The sequence below is a fragment of the Paenibacillus sp. FSL P2-0089 genome (assembly GCF_038595095.1).
GTDB classification, from domain to species: Bacteria; Bacillota; Bacilli; order Paenibacillales; family Paenibacillaceae; genus Paenibacillus_AQ; species Paenibacillus_AQ silagei.
Window position 1 is genome coordinate 5,921,949 of sequence record NZ_CP152006.1, and the last position, 19,532, is coordinate 5,941,480.

The 19,532-nt window shown below is 56.8% G+C and carries 15 protein-coding genes; 6 read left to right on the forward strand and 9 right to left on the reverse strand.

From position 1 onward, the window contains the following. Nucleotides 1-292 precede the first annotated feature (292 nt). Nucleotides 293-5,407, reverse strand: coding sequence for a WIAG-tail domain (locus tag NST69_RS24860; RefSeq protein WP_342547433.1), 5,115 nt, complete (start codon nucleotides 5,405-5,407; stop codon nucleotides 293-295). 220 nt (nucleotides 5,408-5,627) lie between these two features. Between NST69_RS24860 and NST69_RS24865 the strand changes: the two genes are divergently transcribed. Both NST69_RS24865 and asd read left to right on the forward strand, forming a co-directional pair. Beyond that, nucleotides 5,628-6,725, forward strand: a complete 1,098-nt coding sequence (locus tag NST69_RS24865) for a YheC/YheD family protein (RefSeq protein ID WP_342547434.1) — start codon at nucleotides 5,628-5,630, stop codon at nucleotides 6,723-6,725. Between the two features lie 90 nt (nucleotides 6,726-6,815). Next, the gene (gene asd, locus NST69_RS24870) at nucleotides 6,816-7,607 is read left to right on the forward strand and encodes an archaetidylserine decarboxylase (protein WP_339250837.1); all 792 of its coding nucleotides are present in this window, start codon (nucleotides 6,816-6,818) and stop codon (nucleotides 7,605-7,607) included. A gap of 173 nt (nucleotides 7,608-7,780) precedes the next feature. Here asd and NST69_RS24875 read toward each other — a convergent pair whose 3' ends face one another. The 3 genes from NST69_RS24875 to NST69_RS24885 all read right to left on the reverse strand — a co-directional run bounded on the left by NST69_RS24875 (nucleotide 7,781) and on the right by NST69_RS24885 (nucleotide 10,393). Further along, complete coding sequence (locus NST69_RS24875) at nucleotides 7,781-8,290, reverse strand: DUF2569 domain-containing protein (RefSeq protein ID WP_342547435.1); 510 nt, start codon at nucleotides 8,288-8,290, stop codon at nucleotides 7,781-7,783. A 172-nt stretch (nucleotides 8,291-8,462) separates the two neighbouring features. Then, nucleotides 8,463-9,212 (reverse strand): 2,3-diphosphoglycerate-dependent phosphoglycerate mutase, encoded by a 750-nt coding sequence (gene gpmA, locus NST69_RS24880; RefSeq protein WP_036727105.1) that lies wholly within the window; start codon nucleotides 9,210-9,212, stop codon nucleotides 8,463-8,465. A 395-nt stretch (nucleotides 9,213-9,607) separates the two neighbouring features. After that, nucleotides 9,608-10,393 (reverse strand): AraC family transcriptional regulator, encoded by a 786-nt coding sequence (locus tag NST69_RS24885; protein ID WP_036727103.1) that lies wholly within the window; start codon nucleotides 10,391-10,393, stop codon nucleotides 9,608-9,610. 224 nt (nucleotides 10,394-10,617) lie between these two features. Between NST69_RS24885 and NST69_RS24890 the strand changes: the two genes are divergently transcribed. Together NST69_RS24890 and NST69_RS24895 are read left to right on the forward strand one after the other, a co-directional pair. Then, entirely contained in the window at nucleotides 10,618-11,919 is a 1,302-nt protein-coding gene (locus NST69_RS24890) for an aminotransferase class I/II-fold pyridoxal phosphate-dependent enzyme (RefSeq protein WP_342547436.1), read from the forward strand. A 153-nt stretch (nucleotides 11,920-12,072) separates the two neighbouring features. Then, on the forward strand, nucleotides 12,073-12,186 hold the full coding sequence (locus tag NST69_RS24895) for a YjcZ family sporulation protein (protein ID WP_209875980.1): 114 nt from the start codon (nucleotides 12,073-12,075) through the stop codon (nucleotides 12,184-12,186). Nucleotides 12,187-12,397: 211 nt separating this feature from the next. On the opposite strand, the gene NST69_RS24900 is transcribed toward NST69_RS24895, so the two are convergent. The 5 genes from NST69_RS24900 to NST69_RS24920 all read right to left on the reverse strand — a co-directional run bounded on the left by NST69_RS24900 (nucleotide 12,398) and on the right by NST69_RS24920 (nucleotide 17,299). After that, nucleotides 12,398-13,618: an ABC transporter permease gene (locus NST69_RS24900; protein WP_342547437.1), complete on the reverse strand. Its 1,221-nt coding sequence runs from the start codon at nucleotides 13,616-13,618 to the stop codon at nucleotides 12,398-12,400. Between the two features lies 1 nt (nucleotide 13,619). Beyond that, complete coding sequence (locus NST69_RS24905; protein ID WP_036701580.1) at nucleotides 13,620-14,366, reverse strand: ABC transporter ATP-binding protein; 747 nt, start codon at nucleotides 14,364-14,366, stop codon at nucleotides 13,620-13,622. Then, nucleotides 14,363-15,853: a DEAD/DEAH box helicase gene (locus tag NST69_RS24910; protein WP_342547438.1), complete on the reverse strand. Its 1,491-nt coding sequence runs from the start codon at nucleotides 15,851-15,853 to the stop codon at nucleotides 14,363-14,365. Before NST69_RS24910 ends, NST69_RS24905 begins: the two co-directional genes overlap by 4 nt. 185 nt (nucleotides 15,854-16,038) lie before the next feature. Further along, nucleotides 16,039-16,815 (reverse strand): SDR family oxidoreductase, encoded by a 777-nt coding sequence (locus NST69_RS24915; protein ID WP_209875965.1) that lies wholly within the window; start codon nucleotides 16,813-16,815, stop codon nucleotides 16,039-16,041. A 28-nt stretch (nucleotides 16,816-16,843) separates the two neighbouring features. Beyond that, nucleotides 16,844-17,299, reverse strand: coding sequence for a chemotaxis protein CheX (locus NST69_RS24920; RefSeq protein WP_036727095.1), 456 nt, complete (start codon nucleotides 17,297-17,299; stop codon nucleotides 16,844-16,846). A gap of 386 nt (nucleotides 17,300-17,685) precedes the next feature. Here NST69_RS24920 and NST69_RS24925 point away from each other — a divergent pair, with 386 nt between their 5' ends. Next, nucleotides 17,686-18,588 carry a LysR family transcriptional regulator gene (locus NST69_RS24925; RefSeq protein ID WP_036701586.1) on the forward strand — a complete coding sequence of 301 codons (903 nt, stop codon included), beginning with the start codon at nucleotides 17,686-17,688 and terminating at the stop codon, nucleotides 18,586-18,588. Nucleotides 18,589-18,633: 45 nt separating this feature from the next. Beyond that, on the forward strand, nucleotides 18,634-19,443 hold the full coding sequence (locus NST69_RS24930) for a histidinol-phosphatase (protein ID WP_339250859.1): 810 nt from the start codon (nucleotides 18,634-18,636) through the stop codon (nucleotides 19,441-19,443). The last annotated feature ends 89 nt before the right edge of the window (nucleotides 19,444-19,532 follow it).

A 19,532-nucleotide genomic window follows, 5' to 3' on the forward strand; every position in this document is an offset into this window, starting at 1 on the left:
TCCCGCCACCCCCGGTAACGGCAAGTGTCTCCCTGAGCGCAGATAATTGGACAAATGCCGCTATGCGCCTCCACCCGGCAATAGGCCGCCACAGGAGAGCGCTTACAGGAGGAGGAACACTTCCGATCATCAGCAGCAGGAGTATATTAAAGCAGCTACAACACTTCTCCCGGCCTCCCTGCTTGTACAATTAGCAGAAATGAATAGCGTGAAGCCTATAAATGCTGGCGTAATCATGCACAAAAGGCGCAACCCACGGCTGCGCCTCATGTACAATCTATTCTGCCCTCAATCAATCAAAAGCACGATGCTCCACAGCAGGTTTGACCAGCGGAGTACCGAGCGCAATCCACGACAGCACGCCATAGAAATGCTGGGTCTCGCGCAGCCGTACCACCTCAATCGTCGCTCCTCCGCCCGTTCTGTTCTTAAGCGAGGCATGGAAGTACGGCTGGTTAGCCATGGCAACCAGCACATAGCCGGTATGGCCGAAGCTCTCGTCAAAAGAAACCGTCACCTCCACACTCTCCGCCTCACCATTGAACATGAACGCCGTCATCCCGAACTGCTGCAAAACCTCGCGGTTCCCGACACTCTGCACCGGATGGAAGGACAGATGCTCCGCATTGACTGATCCGGGCGCCAGATGATCCCCGTTCACTGCACCCTGAGCAATATGATGGCTCTGGATGCTGTCTTCTTCCAGATGCCGGGACTGGACGGCAAAGGGAGCGATTTTGGCAGCCTTCACCGCCTCATCCTGCAGTTCAGAGCTTCCTACCGCACCTTCAGCCAGATGGCCGGTGCCGACGCTGTGAATCGCAAGCTTCGCTCCGTTCACACTATGGTCCGGGAGCAGCTCGGAGGTCAGCGCATCCCCGGCCAGATGCTCAAGGCCTATACTACCAGGACGGATATGGCGTCCGTCAACGATTCCGGGAGCCAGATGGCCTCCGTAAATGCTGCCCGGAGCCAGATGATTAGGCCCCACCGCTCCTGGCGCCAGCTTGCTGCTGTCTATACTGCCCTCACCCAGCAGCTCGGAGGTCAGCGTGTTCTCGGCCAGATGCTCACGCCGGATGCTGCCCGTGCGGAGATGGCTGCTATCCACTGAATCAGGCGCCAGATGATCTCCGTTCACTACACCCTGAGCAATATGATGACTCTGGATGCTGTCTTCTTCCAGATGCCGGGACTGGATGGCAAAGGGAGCGATTTTGGCAGCCTTCACCGCCTCGTCCTGCAGCTCAGTGCTGCCTACCGCACCTTCAGCCAGATGCCCGGTGCCGACGCTGTGAAGCGCAAGCTTCTCTCCGGTAACACTATGGTCCGGGAGCAGCTCGGAGGTCAGCGCATCCCCGGCCAGATGCTCGAGGCCTATACTACCAGAACGGATATGGCGTCCGTCAACGATTCCGGGAGCCAGATGGCCTCCGTAGATACTGCCCGGAGCCAGATGATTAGAGCCCACCGCTCCTGGCGCCAGCTTACTGCCGTCTATGCTGCCCTCACCCAGCAGCTCGGAGGTCAGCGTATTCTCTGCCAGATGCTCACGCTGGATGCTGCCCGCGCGGAGATGGCTGCTATCTACTGAATCAGGCGCCAGATGATCCCCGCTCACCGCATTCTGAACAATGTGGTAGCTCTGCACGCTGTCTTCTTCCAGATGCCGGGACTGAATGGCAAAGGAAGAGATTTTGGAACCATCCACCGCCTCATCCTGAAGCTCTGAGCTTCCCACTGCCCCTTCCGCCAGATGCCTGGTTCCAATGCTGTGAGGAGCAACCTTCCCCCCTGTAATACTGTCATCCTGCAAAAGCTCAGAGGTCCGGGCATCCTGGGCCAGATGCTCCAGGCCGATGCTGCCGGGACGGATATGACAGCTATCCACGGCTTCAGGCGCCAGGTGACCTCCGTAGATGCTGCCGGAAGCCAAATGGATAGAGCCCACAGAACCTGCGGCCAGCTTGCTTCCACTAATACTGCCATCCGGCAGCAGCTCCGCACTTCTGGTTTCCTCCGCGAGATGCGCCAGCCGGATAATTCCCGGCGCCAAATGGCGATCCCGGATTACTCCGCCTGCAAGATGTTCTGCGTTCACGCTCTGCGGCTGGAGATGCTGCGAACCCACTGCGCCTTCAACCAGCTTGCTTCCACCTATACTGCCATCCGGCAGCAGCTCTGCACTTCTGGTTTCCTCCGCGAGATGCGCCAGCCGGATAATTCCTGAGCCCAAATGATGCTCCTGGATAGCTCTACCGGCAAGATGCTCTGCGTCCACGCTCTGCGGCTGAAGATGCTGCGAATCCACTGCGCCTTCGGCCAGCTTGCTTCCACCTATACTGCCATCCGGCAGCAGGTCCGCACTCTTCGTCTCCTCAGCCAGATGCGCCAGCCGGATAATTCCTGAGCCCAAATGACGCTCCTGAATTACTCTGTCTGCAAGATGCTCTGCGTCCACGCTCTGCGGCTGGAGATGCTGCGAATCCACTGCGCCTTCAGCCAGCTTGCTTCCACCTATACTGCCATCCGGCAGCAGCTCCGCACTCCTCGTTTCCTCAGCCAAATGCGTCAGCCGGATAATCCCCGCCCCGAGATGACGCTCCTGAATTACTCCGCCAGCAAGATGCTCTGCGTCCACACTCTGCGGCTGGAGATGCTGCGAATCCACTGCGCCTTCAGCCAGCTTGCTTCCGCCTATGCAGCCATCCGGCAGCAGGTCCGCGCCCCGCGTATCGGAAGCCAGATGACTGAGCTGAATGCTGCCGGCGCGGATATGCCGGCTGCTTACTGCATCCGCAGCCAGGTGGCCGCCATACACACTGCCTGCAGCCAAATGGAAGGCCCCTACCACTCCCGCCCCCAGCTTGCTGCCTGCGATGCTGCCATCCGGCAGAAGATCCGCGCTGCGTGTCTCTTTGGCCAGATGGGCCAGCGTAATCTCTCCGGCACCGATATGCCGGGCTTCCACCGCTGCCTGCGCCAAATGAACGGCCTGAACACTCGCTTCAGCCAAGTGAACCGACTCTACAGCACCCGCTGCCAGCTTCTCTGCGCCAATGCTTCCGTCGGGCAGCAGGTCTGCACTGCGGACCTCATCTGCCAGATGCGCCAGGCTAATGCCTCCATCCGCGAGATGCCGCCCTTCCACTGAGGCATCAGCCAGCTCGCTTCCGCCTACACTGCCAGGAGTGAGATGACGGGAAGCTACCGCCCCCTCGGCCAGCTTGGTGCCGCTGATGCTGCCATCCTGAATCTGGATCGATGAGACAGAGCTTGGAATAAGATGTCCGTTGCCGATCGACATCGGCCGGATATGTGCTCCGCCCACACTGCCAGCCGCCAAATGTCTGCCTTGCACAGACGTATCCTTAAGCGAATCCGGGCCGACCGCGCCTGCCGACAGATGCTCAGTCTGCACTGCTGAGGCTGCCAGCTTTTCCGCGCTTACACTGCCGTCCGCCAGCTTAATGGAAGTGACGGCCAGATCACCGAGTTTATCCGTTGAGACACTCTCCGGCGATAGCTTCAGCGAAGTGACGGCATAGTCAGCCAAATGATGCGGCTGTACAATCGCAGCAGTAAGATGGGCCTCCTTGACGGCACCGGAGGACAGCTTATCTGCCGTTACCGAACCGGATTGCAGCGCGGATGAAGTCACACTGCTGTCTCCCAAATGCCGGCGTTCGATGGCGCCGGATGCCAGATGACTGGCGTCTACAGCCTCCTCCTGCAGCACCCGCCCGCTGATGCTGCCATCCGCCAGGTGCTTCTCCTCCACGGCGCAGACCGCAATATGCTCTCCGCTGACCGCTTCTTTTGCCAGAATCGTACTCCCGACCGCGCCCATGGCCAGCTTGGCGGTAATGATGCTGCCGTCCGCCAGCTTGGCTGCGGTAATACTCTGGGGGCTAATATGCTCTCCTGTAACGGATTCATACCCCAGTTGTTCTTCCGTAACTGCCCCTTTGGCCAGATGGCCGGTCAGGACGGATTGCTCCTGCAGCTGGGCAGAGCCTACAGATTCTGCAGCCAGATGAGAATTATCCACAGCTTCGCGCTGCAGATGAGCCGAAGTGACAGCCTGCGCGGCAATCTGCGCACTGCGCACGGCAGATTTCGCAATATGGCGCGTCATCACGGCTTCGTCAGCCAGCTTATGAGCGAGAATGCTCTGATCCGCAATTTTGGAAGAGGTGACCGCCTGCTCTATCAGCTGTGCAGTTCCTACCGCGCCGTCCGCCAGCTTCACAAAAGAAATGCTGCGGTCTGCCAGATGACGGCTGCCAACTTCACCTTCGGCAATATGGTCGGCATGGATGCTCTCCGGGTTAATGTGCTGGCTGCGGATAGCTTTCGCCGCGATCTGCCGGGACCCGGTTGCCCCATCTGCGAGATGCCCGCTCTCAATAATACCGGGCTGAAGCTGCTCCTTGCCGATCAGGCGCGCCGCCAGCTGTTCCCGTCCAATGGCACCCGGGGCCAGATGCCTCGCGGTAATGACGCCTTCCCCCACATGACGGCTCTCGATCACTGCATCACCCAGCTTGACACCGCTGATCTCACCATCGGCGATTTTGTCGGCGGACACCGCTTCGTCAGCCAGCTTAGAGCGGTCAATACTGCCGTTACTGAGATGGCGGCTGTCAATACTGCTGCTGAGAATCTTCTCACCAGTCACTGCCCCATCATCCAGCAGCTCCGCTGTGATAATGAACTCACTGAGATGCCGGCTGCTGATGGCACCATCGGCAATATGTCCTCCGCTGATCATCCGGTCTGCCAGCTTCTCCGGACCGACGCTGCCATCCTTCAGCTTCTCGCCGCCGATGGAGTGATCCAGCAGTTTGCCCCCGCTGACACTGCTCTCCGCCAGATGCTCACCGGTAACGGACTCCGGCGCTATCTTCGAGGAGGTAACCGCCCGGTCCGCAAGGTTGATGCTCTGCACTGCATAGTCCTGCAGCCAGGGTGTGCCGATGATGCCATGCTTTAGCCTGGACCCGTCAATGGTCCGTGGAGCAATCTTGGCGCCGGTGACGGCGCCATCGGACAGATCATCGGTGTATACGGGCTGCAGGCGTTCTTTTTCCGGCGGAGCTGTTACCTCCGCTTCTAGCAGGGCAGCAGGGCCTTCCTGCTGGCGCCCCTCTTCCGTCACCGCTCCCTGATTCCCCTCCGGTGCAGGCACAGTCTGCTGGAGCGGCGCGGTCACTTCCAGCATCTCCACCCCGCTCACCTGCAGGGCAAGGTCTTCCCCCTCTGCCACTTCCACCCATTCCAATTCCTGGTTCTGTTGTGTTTTGGGACTGCTGTCCAACATGCTAAGTTCAGTCGTATCGGGATTATCCACGTAATAGAGCGGTCTTTTGGAACTTCGCTGCTGTTTTCGTTTGGGACTCTTCACAAGCAGTCTCCTCCTTCCATCTATTGTATCTTCTAGGCATCATATGCAGCAGCATGGGCGGATGACACCCTTCCCCTAGCCGGTAATCCAATCTTCTCCTTTCAAAAAAGGGCATCTGCCGCCGCGCATCCGTCCAACCCTTACGGGCACGTACATACATACAATGACAGGAGACATAAAAACAGCCGGGAAGTACTTCAAGATAACAGGAGGAACGAACATGGGGCAAAAGCTCGTTGGGATACTGCTAAATGCCGCTATGCACGGGGGCGTTCCCCGGTTAAAAACCGGACAGGAATCTCTGGCCAACTATGAAGAGGCCGCCGCTGCATACGGATTAACCCCTTGCTTTGTGAAGCTGTCCGACATCGACGTAGCGTCCGGCTTCAGCAGTGTCTATATGAAGAAAGGTCTGCAAGGCTACCGCAGACAAATCGTCCCTACGCCGGAGGTCATCCACAACCGGGCAATCTATGATCCCCGCAGCACTGGCGTCGAGCGCCTGCTCCGGCAAGGAATTCAGGTCTATAACAGCTGCAACCGCTACGGCAAGGATCAGATTCACGGCCTGCTGGAGCGCAGCCGCGAACTGCAAGCTTATCTGCCGGTCACTGCAAGCGGACTCTCCGGCCTGAGGGAGATGATGAACCGCTACCCGGATCTGATCCTCAAGCCTTGCCGGGGCAGCGTGGGTAACGGCGTGATGCGGCTCACCCGCAGCGGCGAAGGACGCTGGCTCTGGAGCTACTCTCTCTCTGGCTCAAGACGCAAGGTTAGCAGAGCCGTTAACCCGGACGCCCTTCCCCGGGTCCTCCGCGCCCGGCTCTCTTCTGTGCCCTATCTGGTCCAGGAACGGATTCCGCTGGCCGAGATTAATGGACGCCCCTTTGACCTGCGTGTTACGGTACAGCGGGGCTGGGGCGGAGCATGGCAGGTCACCGGCCTGTTCGCCAAGCTCGCCGCTCCAGGCGGCTTTGTATCGAACATTGCCAGAGGAGGCGAAGCCCTGAAATCCTCTTTTGCCCTGGAGCAGGCATTCCCTGGAGAAGAGGCGGCCAGAATCCGTATGTCCGTCCTCTCACTCAGTCTCGCCCTCGCCCGTGAGCTGGAGAAGAGTCTGCCGGGGCTGGCCGATATCGGTCTGGACATCGGTGTCACGAAGCACGGACAGCTGTATTTCATTGAATGCAACGGGCGCGACCAGCGTTACGGCTTCCAGAAGGCCGGACTGCGCGGGGTATGGAAAGACAGCTACCGCCAGCCTATGGGCTATGCCAGATATCTGTACGAAGAAGCATTAAGAATGAACTCTTATTGATTTGTCTCCTATTCTATGTCAATATAATGCAGAGCGGGTGGAGTCCCTTGGCACAGGATAACACTGCTGCATGATGGAAGGGAGATGGGCATGGTTAAACAATTGCTGCGGCTGATGACCGAGCTATCCTCGCACAGATGGCTTTCCAGGTTGATGGGGGCTTTATCCCACAGCAGACTCAGCCGCCTTATGATTCCGGTATTTATTCGTTCCTATCAGATTCCTGCCGCCGAGGCGGAGAAGGCTGCCGGAGAATACCGTACACTGAATGAATTCTTCAGCCGCCGCCTGAAGCCGGGGATGCGCCCGGTGGCCAGCGGTGAGCATGCCGTAGCCAGTCCTGTAGACGCGATGATTACGGCAATGGGCGAAATCAACTGCGGCACGATAATGAATGTGAAGGGGCAGGATTATACGCTGGAGGATTTGCTTAATCACTCGCCACACCTCGAACTGTACAAGAAAGGCTATTATTTCGTCCTCTACTTAAGCCCTACCGATTATCACCGGATTCACTCCCCGTTAACCGGACAGCTGAGGGAGAGCGATTATATCCGCGGACGGGCTTACCCCGTGAATGATTTCGGCATGCGCCATATGAAGAGTGTCCTGAGCCGTAACGAACGGCTGATTACTTATATAGCCGGCAGCTATGGCGAGACCGCCGTGGTCAAGGTAGGCGCAATGAATGTGAGCAGTATCCGCTATACTGATGAGACGGCCAAAGAATGGCAGCGCGGCGACGACCTGGCATATTTCGAATTCGGTTCCACGGTAGTCCTGCTGATGGAGAGCGGCACCTTCACCCCGCGCCCCGGGCTGGCCCCGGATACGAAGGTGAAGATGGGCGAGCTGCTGGGAGAGATGCGGCGGCCGGTCTAGTTCTGCCGGACCTGATCCTGCACGAACGTCACAACTGATAATAGGACAGGATTACACTTTCCGCACAGCACAAAACCCGACTAAGGACACGAATTCGTGTACCTTGGACGGGTTTTTTTGAACTCTAAATGAAGCTTCCGGGTTAGCGCATAGGTTGCGTTCGTCAGGCTTTTTTACCGGATAAAGGTGTATCTTACGCGCTCCGATTTCCGGAAGTAGGCTGTCCATATCACACAGGTGAATAACGCTCTAATCAGATCACGCATACTGCTTCCATCCTCCAGCTCACTGGCAACAGGAATATTCATCACGAGCACATAATCAACGATCCCGATCAGCAGGTTGACGGAATAGAGGATAATCATCATACGCGGCAGAAGTGCCTTTTTTTGATAAAACAAAATCAAAGTAAAAACAGTAAGCAACAGCAGCACTCCGTTCGCAGCCGCTTCAAATATAATCACCGGCGCCCAGAGCGGATGGTACATTTCCCCTTGCGGAGATGCCAGAATCCCCCAATACTCCTGGCTGAAGCTGGGAATATTGTAGTTCAACAGCTGATACGATACTTGAATTAACGTTGCGATTAATCCGATCTGCACCAGCACCAGCCAGCCTCCGAGACCTGACGGGCGTAGCGGTGGATAGTTTGGGGGTGAAGACGGTTGTACATTGATTTCCACAATTTGTTCCTCCTCATATAGTATAACCTTAACAAGAATATACATAATCCCCCTTATACTCAACTACAAATTATGTTTCATAAAAAAGGAGTATCCCAACCCCCTATGACGGCTGGAATACTCCCTTTATTATCATATACGCTAAGCTATGCTGGGCACAGCGCCGCTCCGTTTACTCCGTAACCTTACTCTGATTCGCCACCTCGCGGGCTTTCTGCTGCACCTCTTCCGGTTCGCCGAGGTAGAAGCGGCTGATCGGCTTCACATCGTCATCGAGCTTGTAGACCAGCGGAACGCCGGTCGGGATATTGAGATCCAGCAGCGCGGTCTCGTCGATATCCTCCATATACTTGATCAGGGCCCGCAGCGTGTTGCCGTGCGCCGAGATCAGAACCCGCTCCTTCTTGCGGATGAGCGGCACAATCCGGTTGGTCCAGAAATCTCCGACCCGGTGCACGGTATCCTCCAAGCTCTCGCCGCGCGGGATGTCACCCGGCCGGACTTCCTTGTAGCGGATATCATGTCTGGCATAACGCGGATCATCCGGCTCCAGCATCGGAGGGCGGACCGAGAGGCTGCGCCGCCAGATATGGAGCTGCTCCTCACCGTATTGAAGTGCGGTTTCACTTTTGCTGAGGCCCTGCAATGCACCGTAATGGCGCTCATTGAGCTTCCAGGATTTCTGCACCGGAATCCACAGCAGATCCATCTCATCCAGGATATAGTTCAGCGTCTTGATCGAACGCTTCAGCACCGAGGCGAATGCGAGATCGAAGGTATATCCGGCATCCTTCAGCAGCTTGCCCGCCTTCTTCGCCTCTTCAACACCCTTCTCCGTTAGATCAGGATCACTCCAGCCCGTAAACAGATTCTGCCGGTTGTATTCACTCTCTCCATGCCGTATCAGGACTATTTCGTACATAAGTATTCTCCTTCTCCCGTGTATATTTTGGCTGTGATGCTTTCCTTTATTTTGTCACAGCGCAGTGTCCGCTTCAACTTCAGGCCTGCCTTGCGGACTGGGGGGCCGCTATTTCAGCTATTCTGCCAGATCACGCAGGGCAAGCGGACTCAGATGCTCTTAAGTTAGCCCATACGCCTCCATTTCGGCCCCAATCAGCCTGATAACGGCTCCTGAGTCCGCAGCAGGGGGAATAAGTGACTTTTTCGCAAAATAAGGTCCTCACGGTCCGCATAGCACCGATGGCACACATGGCACGCATAGCACATACGGCACATTAAGCACCCGTTGCATACACAGCACATCTAGCACCCGAAGCACCTATACCACACTCAGCACAATACTCCCCCGCCGCTTCAGCGAATCTCCGATGGGCTCTTCCCGGTATGCTGCTTGAACTGGCGGCTGAAAAAGAAGATGTCCCTGTAGCCGAGCGCATCCGCCACCTCTGTGACGTTCATGCCCGCATACAGCAGCAGATGCTGAGCCCGTTCGATCCGTGCGCGAATCACATAGGACTGGACCGAGGAGCCGGTGATCTCCTTGAACTTGATCGAGAAATAGCGAGGGGACAGCCCTGCACGGGCGGCCAGATCCTCTACCCGGTGCGCCGCCCCGGGATGCTGGCTGACATAGTTGGCGACCTCGTGGATCACCTCCGCCAGCTGGTTGCTGACATGGCGCTCGACCGGCCTTGCCTGATCCTGCCGCAGCAGATGAATCATGAGCTGCTTCAGAATCAGACGGCCCTCCTCCTCCGCAGCGTAGGTCTGCACCAGGAACAGCCGGACATAACGGGCCAGCAGATGCTCGAATTCCACCGTCTCGCTCAGCTCGTGGTAGAACGCCGGTACCTCGGTCACCTCTTCGGCAACATCGAAATGAATATATGTAAGCACAAGCGGCTTTTGCGGATTATGTGTGGCGCTGGTATAATCCCCCGGGCGGAACAGGAAGCAGCTTCCCTTCCCTACCTGATAGGGCACTCCTCCGCGCACAACAGTCCCCTCCCCGCTCCAGACGTAGAATAAATCGTAATTTTGCAGCGGCTTCTCTCTTTTTTGCCACTTCCAGCCCGGTTCACAGACAATCTTCGCCAGAGCCGGGAGGATTACAAAAGAGGATGGCGATGCATGCAGCATATGATTCCCTCCTATAGATATAGCTTAAGCTTACTTTTCATAATACCTTGTCCGGTTCCCATTTGTACATCTTCTGGGCTGCGCATGGGGACGGGACGCCGCTTCGTTTCCAAAACTATTTATGAAAACGCAGCATTCCTAAGTGACGGGGGCAATCCACGGTGTTATAATGTTAGGCAATGTTAGCGTATATATCCCAGAAGAATACCGGAAGGATGAAACTGATGAATCCACTGGCTGGACAATTGAATGACAGCATCAAGGCAGGCAATGAACATGTGTACAATATGCTCTCTGGTCTCGGTAAAGCGATTTATTTTCCCAAAGAGGGGATTCTGAGCCAATCCGCAGAGGCAACGGCTCATGCTAAAAAGTATAACGCCACCATCGGGATTGCTACCGAGAACGGGTTGCCGATGCACCTTGGCGTAATCCAGGATAAGCTCTCCGCCTTCAGCCCCAAGGACCTGTACGGCTATGCACCTCCGGCAGGCAAGCCTGAGCTTCGCTCTGTCTGGCGGGAGAAGATGCTGCGGGAGAATCCGTCGCTTGAAGGCAAGTCCTTCAGTAATCCAATCGTCACGAATGCGCTGACCCACGGGCTTAGCATCGTTGCCGATCTGTTCGCAGAGCAAGGGGATGCCGTCATTTATCCGGACAAAAACTGGGAGAACTACGAGCTGACCTTCGGCATCCGCCGCCAGACTGAAACCGTGAATTACCCGCTCTTCACGGAGGACATGAGCTTCAACAGCGAAGGGCTGCTGGATGCCCTGCTGGCCCAGAAGGACCGCGGCAAAGCCATCGTCCTCCTTAATTTCCCGAATAATCCAACCGGATATACGCCAGGCCTTGCAGAAGGCGAGGCCATTGTTGCCGCTATCCTGCGTGCTGCCGAAGAAGGCGTTAATGTGGTAGTGGTCAGCGATGACGCTTATTTCGGACTTTTTTTCGAGGATTCACTCAAGGAATCCCTGTTCGGCAAGCTGGCGAATCTGCATCCTCGCGTGCTGGCGGTCAAGATTGACGGAGCCACCAAAGAAGAATTCGTCTGGGGCTTCCGCGTCGGCTTCATCACCTACGCTTCGGAGAACAAGGAGCTGCTGGCTGCGCTGGAACAAAAAACCCTGGGCATTATCCGGGCCACCATCTCCAGCGGCGCGCATCCGTCGCAGACCTTCGTGCTGGACGCGCTGAAGGCGCCGGAATTCTCAGCCCAGAAGGAAGAGAAATTCCTCATCATGAAAGGCCGGGCCAACAAAGTGAAGGCACTGCTGGACAGCGGTAAATACGGCGATGATGTATGGACGTATTATCCGTTCAACTCCGGTTACTTCATGTGCCTGAAGCTCTTTACTGTCTCTGCGGAGGATCTGCGGCTTCACCTGATTCACACCTACGGCCTGGGCACCATCGCCCTTGGCGAGAGCGACCTGCGCATTGCCTTTTCCTGTATCGAGGAGGATCAGCTGGAAGATCTGTTCGATCTGGTCTATGCGGGCATCCGTGATTTGGAGAAGGCTTGATCATCCGCCTGTGCATACCTGCGTCAGCCCCGGAAGGCCGGGGCTGATTTTTTTTGCCCGGTGCTACGGCATTGGCCTATACACGTTCTGCCCTCCGCACATACAATACGATGTACTCAAGTACAACAACTCACACGCGAAAGGGGAATGAACATGAGCGAAGAAGTTAGAGGCGGATACGGATACGGCGGCGGGTTCACAAGCACTGGAGCGATCCTGGTTCTCTTTATCCTGCTGGTCATCATCAGCCGTTCACTCTTTGTCTAACAGGGAGTGAGTCCCCTGGAGGGAGCTGCGTGCTCTCTCCGATCCACGTGTTATAGCATTCCCTGCTCCACCTGATATGAAGAGGGAATTCCCTTTTATACATTCTTATCTTCTAAAAATGGCCTCAGACTCCGCATCCGCGAGAGTCTGAGGCCATTTGTGTTACGCACACCCGCTTGCGGGTACGCCTTGTCGGCTGCTGCAATCTGTTCTACAGGTCGTCTTCATCCATACGCGCTTCCTTGCGGGTGGAGTTGGCCTTGAACAGATACGCCAGCAGGAATCCGCAGGCGAAGGTGCCTAGCACTTCCAGCGGGCGCTGCCCTAACTGAAGCAGGAGCGGCAATCCGGTCAGCAGCGCCAGGACCAGATGGGCCCGGAATACAAACTGGATCGTTCCCTTGCCCTTGCTGCCCTCCGGCAGCGGGTAGACGGTCAGCCAGAACGATTCGCTGTGCAGCTTGCGCAGCGCCGTCAGCTGAATGCCCATCAGGAAGAGGAAGAATACATAGATGCCGCTGCCGAGATAGCTGTCCTTCATCATCCACACCAGGAACAGATCCAGCACAGCCATCCGCAGGACGATGCCGAAGACGTCACCCCGGGCGAAGCTTTTGGTCAAGAGGAACCGGTAGGCTGAATCCCGTTGCCAACTCAGCCCGCTGCCCCAACGCGACAGATAACGGCGGGCATATACCCGCTGCTCGCGTCCCGGAACATCGACGAACCAGCCGAGGACCATCAACGCCCGGGTCCCCTGGTTCTTCTCCATGGTGATCAGGCGTTCCCACGGAACAGCATGCCGTCCGGGAACGGCCAGCGCGGCCGCATAGGCTGCGGCCAGAATCAGGATGAAGATCAGGGCGCGCATGGACGGCTGCCATAGCCATGCCCCGACCATTAGACCGCCGACCGCCCAGCGCAGCAGGTTATAGCCAGCCGCAGCGGGGCGGGAGAGCATCGCCGTCTCCCGCCATAACCCGTAGCTGGATAACAGCTTGACCAGAATCAGCACCAGCAGGGTAGCCAGCAGCCCCCGCGGTGACTCCTCGGTGCGTATGTACAGCGGCCATAATGTAATGAGGATAAAGGCCAGGCGCAGAATCTTCCACACATTGCCGCTGACCCAGGACGGGGCGAAATACTCTCTCATCCGGTGGCCCTGCGGCAGCAGGAAGATCGTATCCGGGGTCTGCAGATACGTCCGGAAGCTGCTGTGCACCGCCGCAGGCACCAGCAGGACGAACATAATCCAGCGGATCGGTACGCCAGGCGGAATATCGCGCAGCAGCGCTGTATACCAGGCGGAGAAGATGATCAGCACCAGCAGGAACACCATGGCGACACCGCTCTGAATGATATATCCCATATAAGGGACAAGGCTTCCTGTGAACCGGCTGCGCCGCTGCCGGCGCAGCTCCTTCAAATCCATATCATTTCCCTCCTTGAACCAGCTCGTAGAACAGCTGCTCCAAATTCAAGCCCTGCCGCCCGGCCTTCGCGGTCATCTCGGCGAGGGTTCCCTCCGCTATCACCTTACCGCCGTGCAGCACAATGAACCGGTCACAATAGTTCTCAATCGTAGAGAGAATATGCGAGCTGAGCAGAATTGAAGCTCCGGACTTCTTCAGGTCCAGCATGAAATCCAGCAGGGAGCGGATACCCAGCGGGTCGAGGCCGAGGAACGGCTCGTCGATGACATACAGGGCCGGGCGCGCTACGAACGCGCACATAATCATCACCTTCTGCTTCATGCCTTTGGACAGATGGGAGGACAAGGTATCCATCTTGTCCTCCATATTGAAGAGTGCAGCCAGCTGGCTGGTGCGTGATTCATAATCACTGCGCTCCACGCCATACGCTCTGGCAGTGAATTCTACATGCTCACGAACCGTCATTTCCTCATAGAGCAGAGGGGACTCCGGCACGAAGGACAGCGCACTGTGGTAGCTCTCAGGATCGCTGCTGCGCGTCTTCCCTTGTACCGTAATCTCACCCTTATGCGGGGACATCAGCCCCAGGATATGCTTCATCGTAGTGCTCTTGCCTGCACCGTTCAGTCCGATTAACCCAACCATCTCACCGGGCTGCACCTGCAGGCCGATGTCATGCAGCACCGGCTTGTTCAGGCTGTAGCCTCCGCTGAGGCCCGTAATTTCCAATACGGGAGCTGTATTCATTGACCGTCACCTCTCGGGGTTTTGTTCTTGAGCCATTTCGGGGCTCCCTTATTCTTGCGGTTCTGCTCCCGCTCCGCATTGCTGCGGGCCTTGCCGCCGGGCCCCGCCGCGCTGCGCGTGCCGGCGCTCACTCCCGGCCGGTGCTGCTCGCGCCGCGCCGTAACGCCACTGCCGCCAGCCGCTGCGCCCGGCTGGCCTGCCGGCGCGTCGCCGCCTGTCCCTCCGGCTGCTGTTCCAGCCGCCGAGGTCCGCACCTGCGGCTTGCCGGTGCGCGGCGCTGCAATGCCGCCGCGCGGTTCAGCCCCTTCGCGGCGCTCCTTCCCGCCCCCGCCGCCTAAATCACTGCGCTCGCCTTCCGCCAGCGCCTTGCCGAAGGCCATGGCCCGCTCGTCCAGCTGGATATCCAGCTCGCGGGCGAATTTGCGCATGATGAACGTCTGCTGCTCCGTAACGATCGTTACGGATAAGCCGCGTTTGCCCATGCGCCCGGTCCGTCCGGCACGGTGGACATAGTGCTCAGAGTCAAAGGCCGGATCGAAGCTGACGACAAGCGTCAGATTCTCAATGTCCAGGCCCCGCGCCGCTACGTCACTGGCGACCAGCACCTTGAGCTTGCCGTCCCGGAAGCGGGTCAGCACGTTTGCGCGCGTCACCTTGTCCGCATCTCCATAGAGCGCAGCAGCCGGAAGCCCCAGATGGTTCAGCTTCGCAGTCACTTCAGCGATGTCGTCCGTAGCGTTCACGAACACAATGGCCCGGTCCGGCTTGTAGTGGCGGATGACCCGGCGCAGCATATCGATCTTGTTCCGCTCCTCGCACACCACATAGTGATGCTCCAGGCTCGCTGCGGTCATCATCTCCGGCTCAATGCCCACCTCCGCCGGATTCTTCATTTCCCGGTTCGCCAGCAGACGGGTCTCCGGTCCAATGGTGGCTGACAGCATGACCAGCTGCCGCGTACGCAGCGCACTGCTGACGATCTTCGTCACTTCGCCTGCACCGCTAAGCTGGAACATCTGATCTGCCTCATCGAGAATAATCGTGCTCACCTCGTGCATCTTGAGCTTGCGCAGCCCGATCAGCTCACGTATGCGTCCCGGGGTGCCTACCACCAGATGCGGATGCTCCCGCAGCTTGTCAATCTGGCGCTTGATCGCCGCCCCGCCGATCAGCCCCATGGCCCGGATGCCCCGGTGTGCCCCGTAGCGCTCCGCTTCACGGAGAATTTGCATCGCCAGCTCCTGGGTTGGGGCCAGCACCAGCTTTTGCACCGATTTCGAGTCCGGGTTAATCCCTTGCAGCAGCGGCAGCAGATAAGCCAGTGTCTTGCCTGTTCCTGTCTGGGATGCGGCCAGAACATCTCTTCCTTCCAGCAGAAGCGGGATCGTCTGCTCCTGCACAGGGGATGGTTCGGTGATGCCGAATTCAGACAATCGGGCAGCAAGGTCTTCCTGGATGCCGATAGCCGCAAAAGAAGCTTTATTCATAATAGGGTTTCATCCTTTTCACTTAAGATAATATGTTCATTATATGCCAAAAAGGCCTCTCCACCAAATGGAAGGCCATAAAATCTAAGTTGGGGCCGTATTTAACACGGTCATACCATCCTGTATACCAAAGGGGGACAAGCCGTTCACGCCACAGACGGTAACTATGATCTATACTTCTCTGGTCATTTTCTGTTCATCAGGTTATAGGTCAGCTTGTCTGCCAGCCGCGGAAACAGGCCATAGAGCCGGATGCCGAAGCCTGCCAGACCGGGCAGATCCACTTCCTCTTTGCCCTTGTCCATCAGCTTGACGATCTTCGCGGACACATGCTGCGGCGTCATCATGATCCGGCTTACGCTTCGTTCATAATTGCCTGAAGGGTCGGCGGTCTTGAAGAATTCGGTGGCGATAGGTCCGGGGTTCACAGCCGAGACAATAATACCGCTCTTACGAAGCTCCTGGCGGAGCGCATTGGTGAAGCCGAGAACAGCATGCTTGGTGGCCGTGTAGGACACTGAGCGTGCTGTTCCGATTTTGCCGGCCATGGAAGCCACATTCACGATCTGACCGCTGCCGCGTGTAAGCATATGAGGAACGACAGCCTTGGTGCAGCGCACAATTCCCATATAGTTAACATCCATCATGTCGGCGAACTCTTCAGACTCCATCTCTGTAAAAGCCGCAAACTTGCCGTAACCGGCATTATTGAGCAGAATGTCAATTCTGCCGTATTGCTCCAGGATCTCCGCAAAGGTATGCTTAACTGCTGTTTCATCGGTCACATCACAGACGAACAGCCCATGCTCCCCCTGAATGCCCGCCGCAACAGCCTGCAGCTTGTCCCTGGACCGGGCCAGCAGAACGGGAACTGCCCCACGCTCGCTGAGCATCTGTGCCGTTAGCGCTCCAATCCCGCTGGAAGCTCCTGTAATCACCACAATCTTGCCTTGTACTGCCATGGAATAGGTTCAACTCCCGATTATTTGCCTAAGAGATCATAACCTGAATATCAAGCTCCCCGATGCCTTCCATCAGAAGAGGAATACTCAATGCTTTGCGCGGCAGGATGGACATACCCTCGGACTTCATCAGCTTCGGCGGGGTAATGTCTACCGACACCCCTTGATTGGAAAGAATAGTACTGGCATTGCCGCTGATCATATTGCCCAGCTCGGAAATGGCGCTCTGGCCCATCTCATCCATCTCTGTTATCACATAACCGCCCATCATGGCCGACACCATCTTAAGTGCTACCGGTTCGGCAATCCCGAAGATAATATTCCCGCTGAGCTGACCTGTCATTCCTACTTGGATCCATATATGATTATCGATCAGTTCAATATCCTTAATCCCCAGCATACCGGTGGACGGCGAGACTTGGATCACCTGTTCAATTACAATGCGCGCAGACTCTAAAAACGGATTGATTACTTCTGCTTTCATGAAAGTGCTGTCCCCCTCGACCAGTCTTTAGTCATATACCAAAAGTCCTAAGCAATAAAATTTATTATACTTCATATATCGGCATTATTCACCAAAAATTAATGGTCTTGTCGAATGATTTCTGAAGATAGTTTGGAGCGCAACATTGCCCTCCCGGGAGGAATCTCCTATAATTTAATCAATAAACGTAAGATCTGCGGCGTCACACCCTCCGAGTGCAGCACTCACAGCGACCCTTGTACCTATCTGCTTTGTCAGAATCCGCGGCTTGCAGACTCTAATTCTGGAAGCCGGCATGTGCGCATACGCCCTCCGGAAAGCTGCGGCTTTCCCTGTTTGTACAAATATACGGCGGCACCATCCGGTAGCCATAAGGGGGACAGTCCATGAATATCAGCCAGCTCGAAACATTGATCACCATCTCCAAAACCATGAGCTTCCGCAAGGCGGGAGAGCTGCTCAACCTGACGCAGCCGGCGGTCTCGGCCCAGATCAAAAGCCTGGAGGAAGAGTTCAAAACGCAGCTTGTTGACCGGAACCAGCCGGTGACGCTGACGGACAGGGGCAAGGTCTTCCTCGCCCACGCGGAACAGATTGTCGGAATCGTAGATGAGCTTAAGCAGCGCCTTGCCGATCTCGAAGAGAATCCCCAAGGGCATATTATTCTCGGTACGACCACCTCCATCGCCATCCAGATTCTCCCCCGGGTGCTCTCCTACTTCCAGGATCAGTTCCCTCATATCAAAACCTCGATCTCATCCATGTCCTCCTCCCAGATCTACCAGCAAGTCGAGAACGGGATTGTGGATGTCGGCATCGGCTATCTGATCGGCCGCAATCCGGGAATGACGACCTCGGTCCTGTATTATGATACTTTTGAACTGGTGGTTTCGCCCCGCCATCCGCTGGCCCAGGTCAAAACAGCCGGGATCGAGGCACTGGGCACCATCCCGCTCATCCTGCTCTCACCGGATACGGTCGGCCGGAAATTTGTCGATGAGGTACTGGCGAGGCACGGTATTCAGCCGCTGGTGATTATGGAGCTGACCAGCAGTGAGGAAGTGAAGCGGATGGTCGAGCTTGATCTGGGAGCGGCGGTCATCTCCAAGCAGTCTGTCACTGCCGAGGTCAGAAGCGGAACCCTGCGGATCGTCCCGATCATCGAGCTTGAGGTTACCCATCCTGTAGGTGTCATTACCAAGTCGGGCAAGTATGTCAACTCTGCGATGAGACAGTTCCTGAGCGACCTTAAGGGAATGCCCGAGACCCAGTTCATCGGCTCAGAGTAACCTGCACCCTATTTCGCCATATTGGCCTAAGGAGATGTTCCCATTATGAAGTTCGACCTGCATACCCATCATTTCCGCTGCGGCCATGCTGACGGCACGATCCGGGATTATATTGAAGCCGCAATAGCGGCGGGGCTGGATGTCATCGGTATTTCCGATCATTCGCCTTACTTCGGAAGCCCGTCCGAGCAGGCTTTTCCGCGCATTGCTATGGCCAAGTCCGAGCTGGTCCACTATGTAGAGGAAGTATTGTCGCTGCAAAAAGAATACGAAGGCCGCATTGATGTTCTGCTCGGTATGGAATCCGACTTTTTCCCGGAGCATGCGGAGCTGTACCGCAAGACCTACGCCGCATACCCGTTCGATTATATAATCGGCTCCGTGCATCATGTTGAGGAGGTCAGTATCTTCAACCAGGGCCGCTGGAAGGGGCTTGACCCCGCGCAGAGGCTTGCCTCCAAAAGCGAGTACTACCGGCTGATTGCCGAATCCGCACGCAGCGGCATCTTCCAGATTCTCGGCCACATCGATGCCATGAAGGGGAACTATCCGCCGTTCTCCGAGATCGCTGCCCCCAAGGAGATTGACGAAGCCTTGCGCGTAATAGGCGAATGCGGCCCGGCCATCGAGATCAACACCTCCGGCGGCACCAAGCTGTGCGGCGGCTGGTACCCTTCCGATGAGATTCTGGAGCGGGCCCTGCACTTCGGCGTGGAGGTCAGCTTCGGCTCCGATGCCCATCTCCCTGCCCGCGTTGCCGACCAGCGCAATCAGGTGGCTGCGCGGCTGAAGGAGATTGGATTCGAATACTGGGTCTATTACAAGCGGCGCGAGAAGGTTAAGGTCGCGTTGTAGGCAGTAAGTGGGCGGGAATTCTCCGCGTACAACCAGCACCGCGCAAACAGGCAGCGTAACGGGACACTCCCCGTCACGCTGCCTGCTGC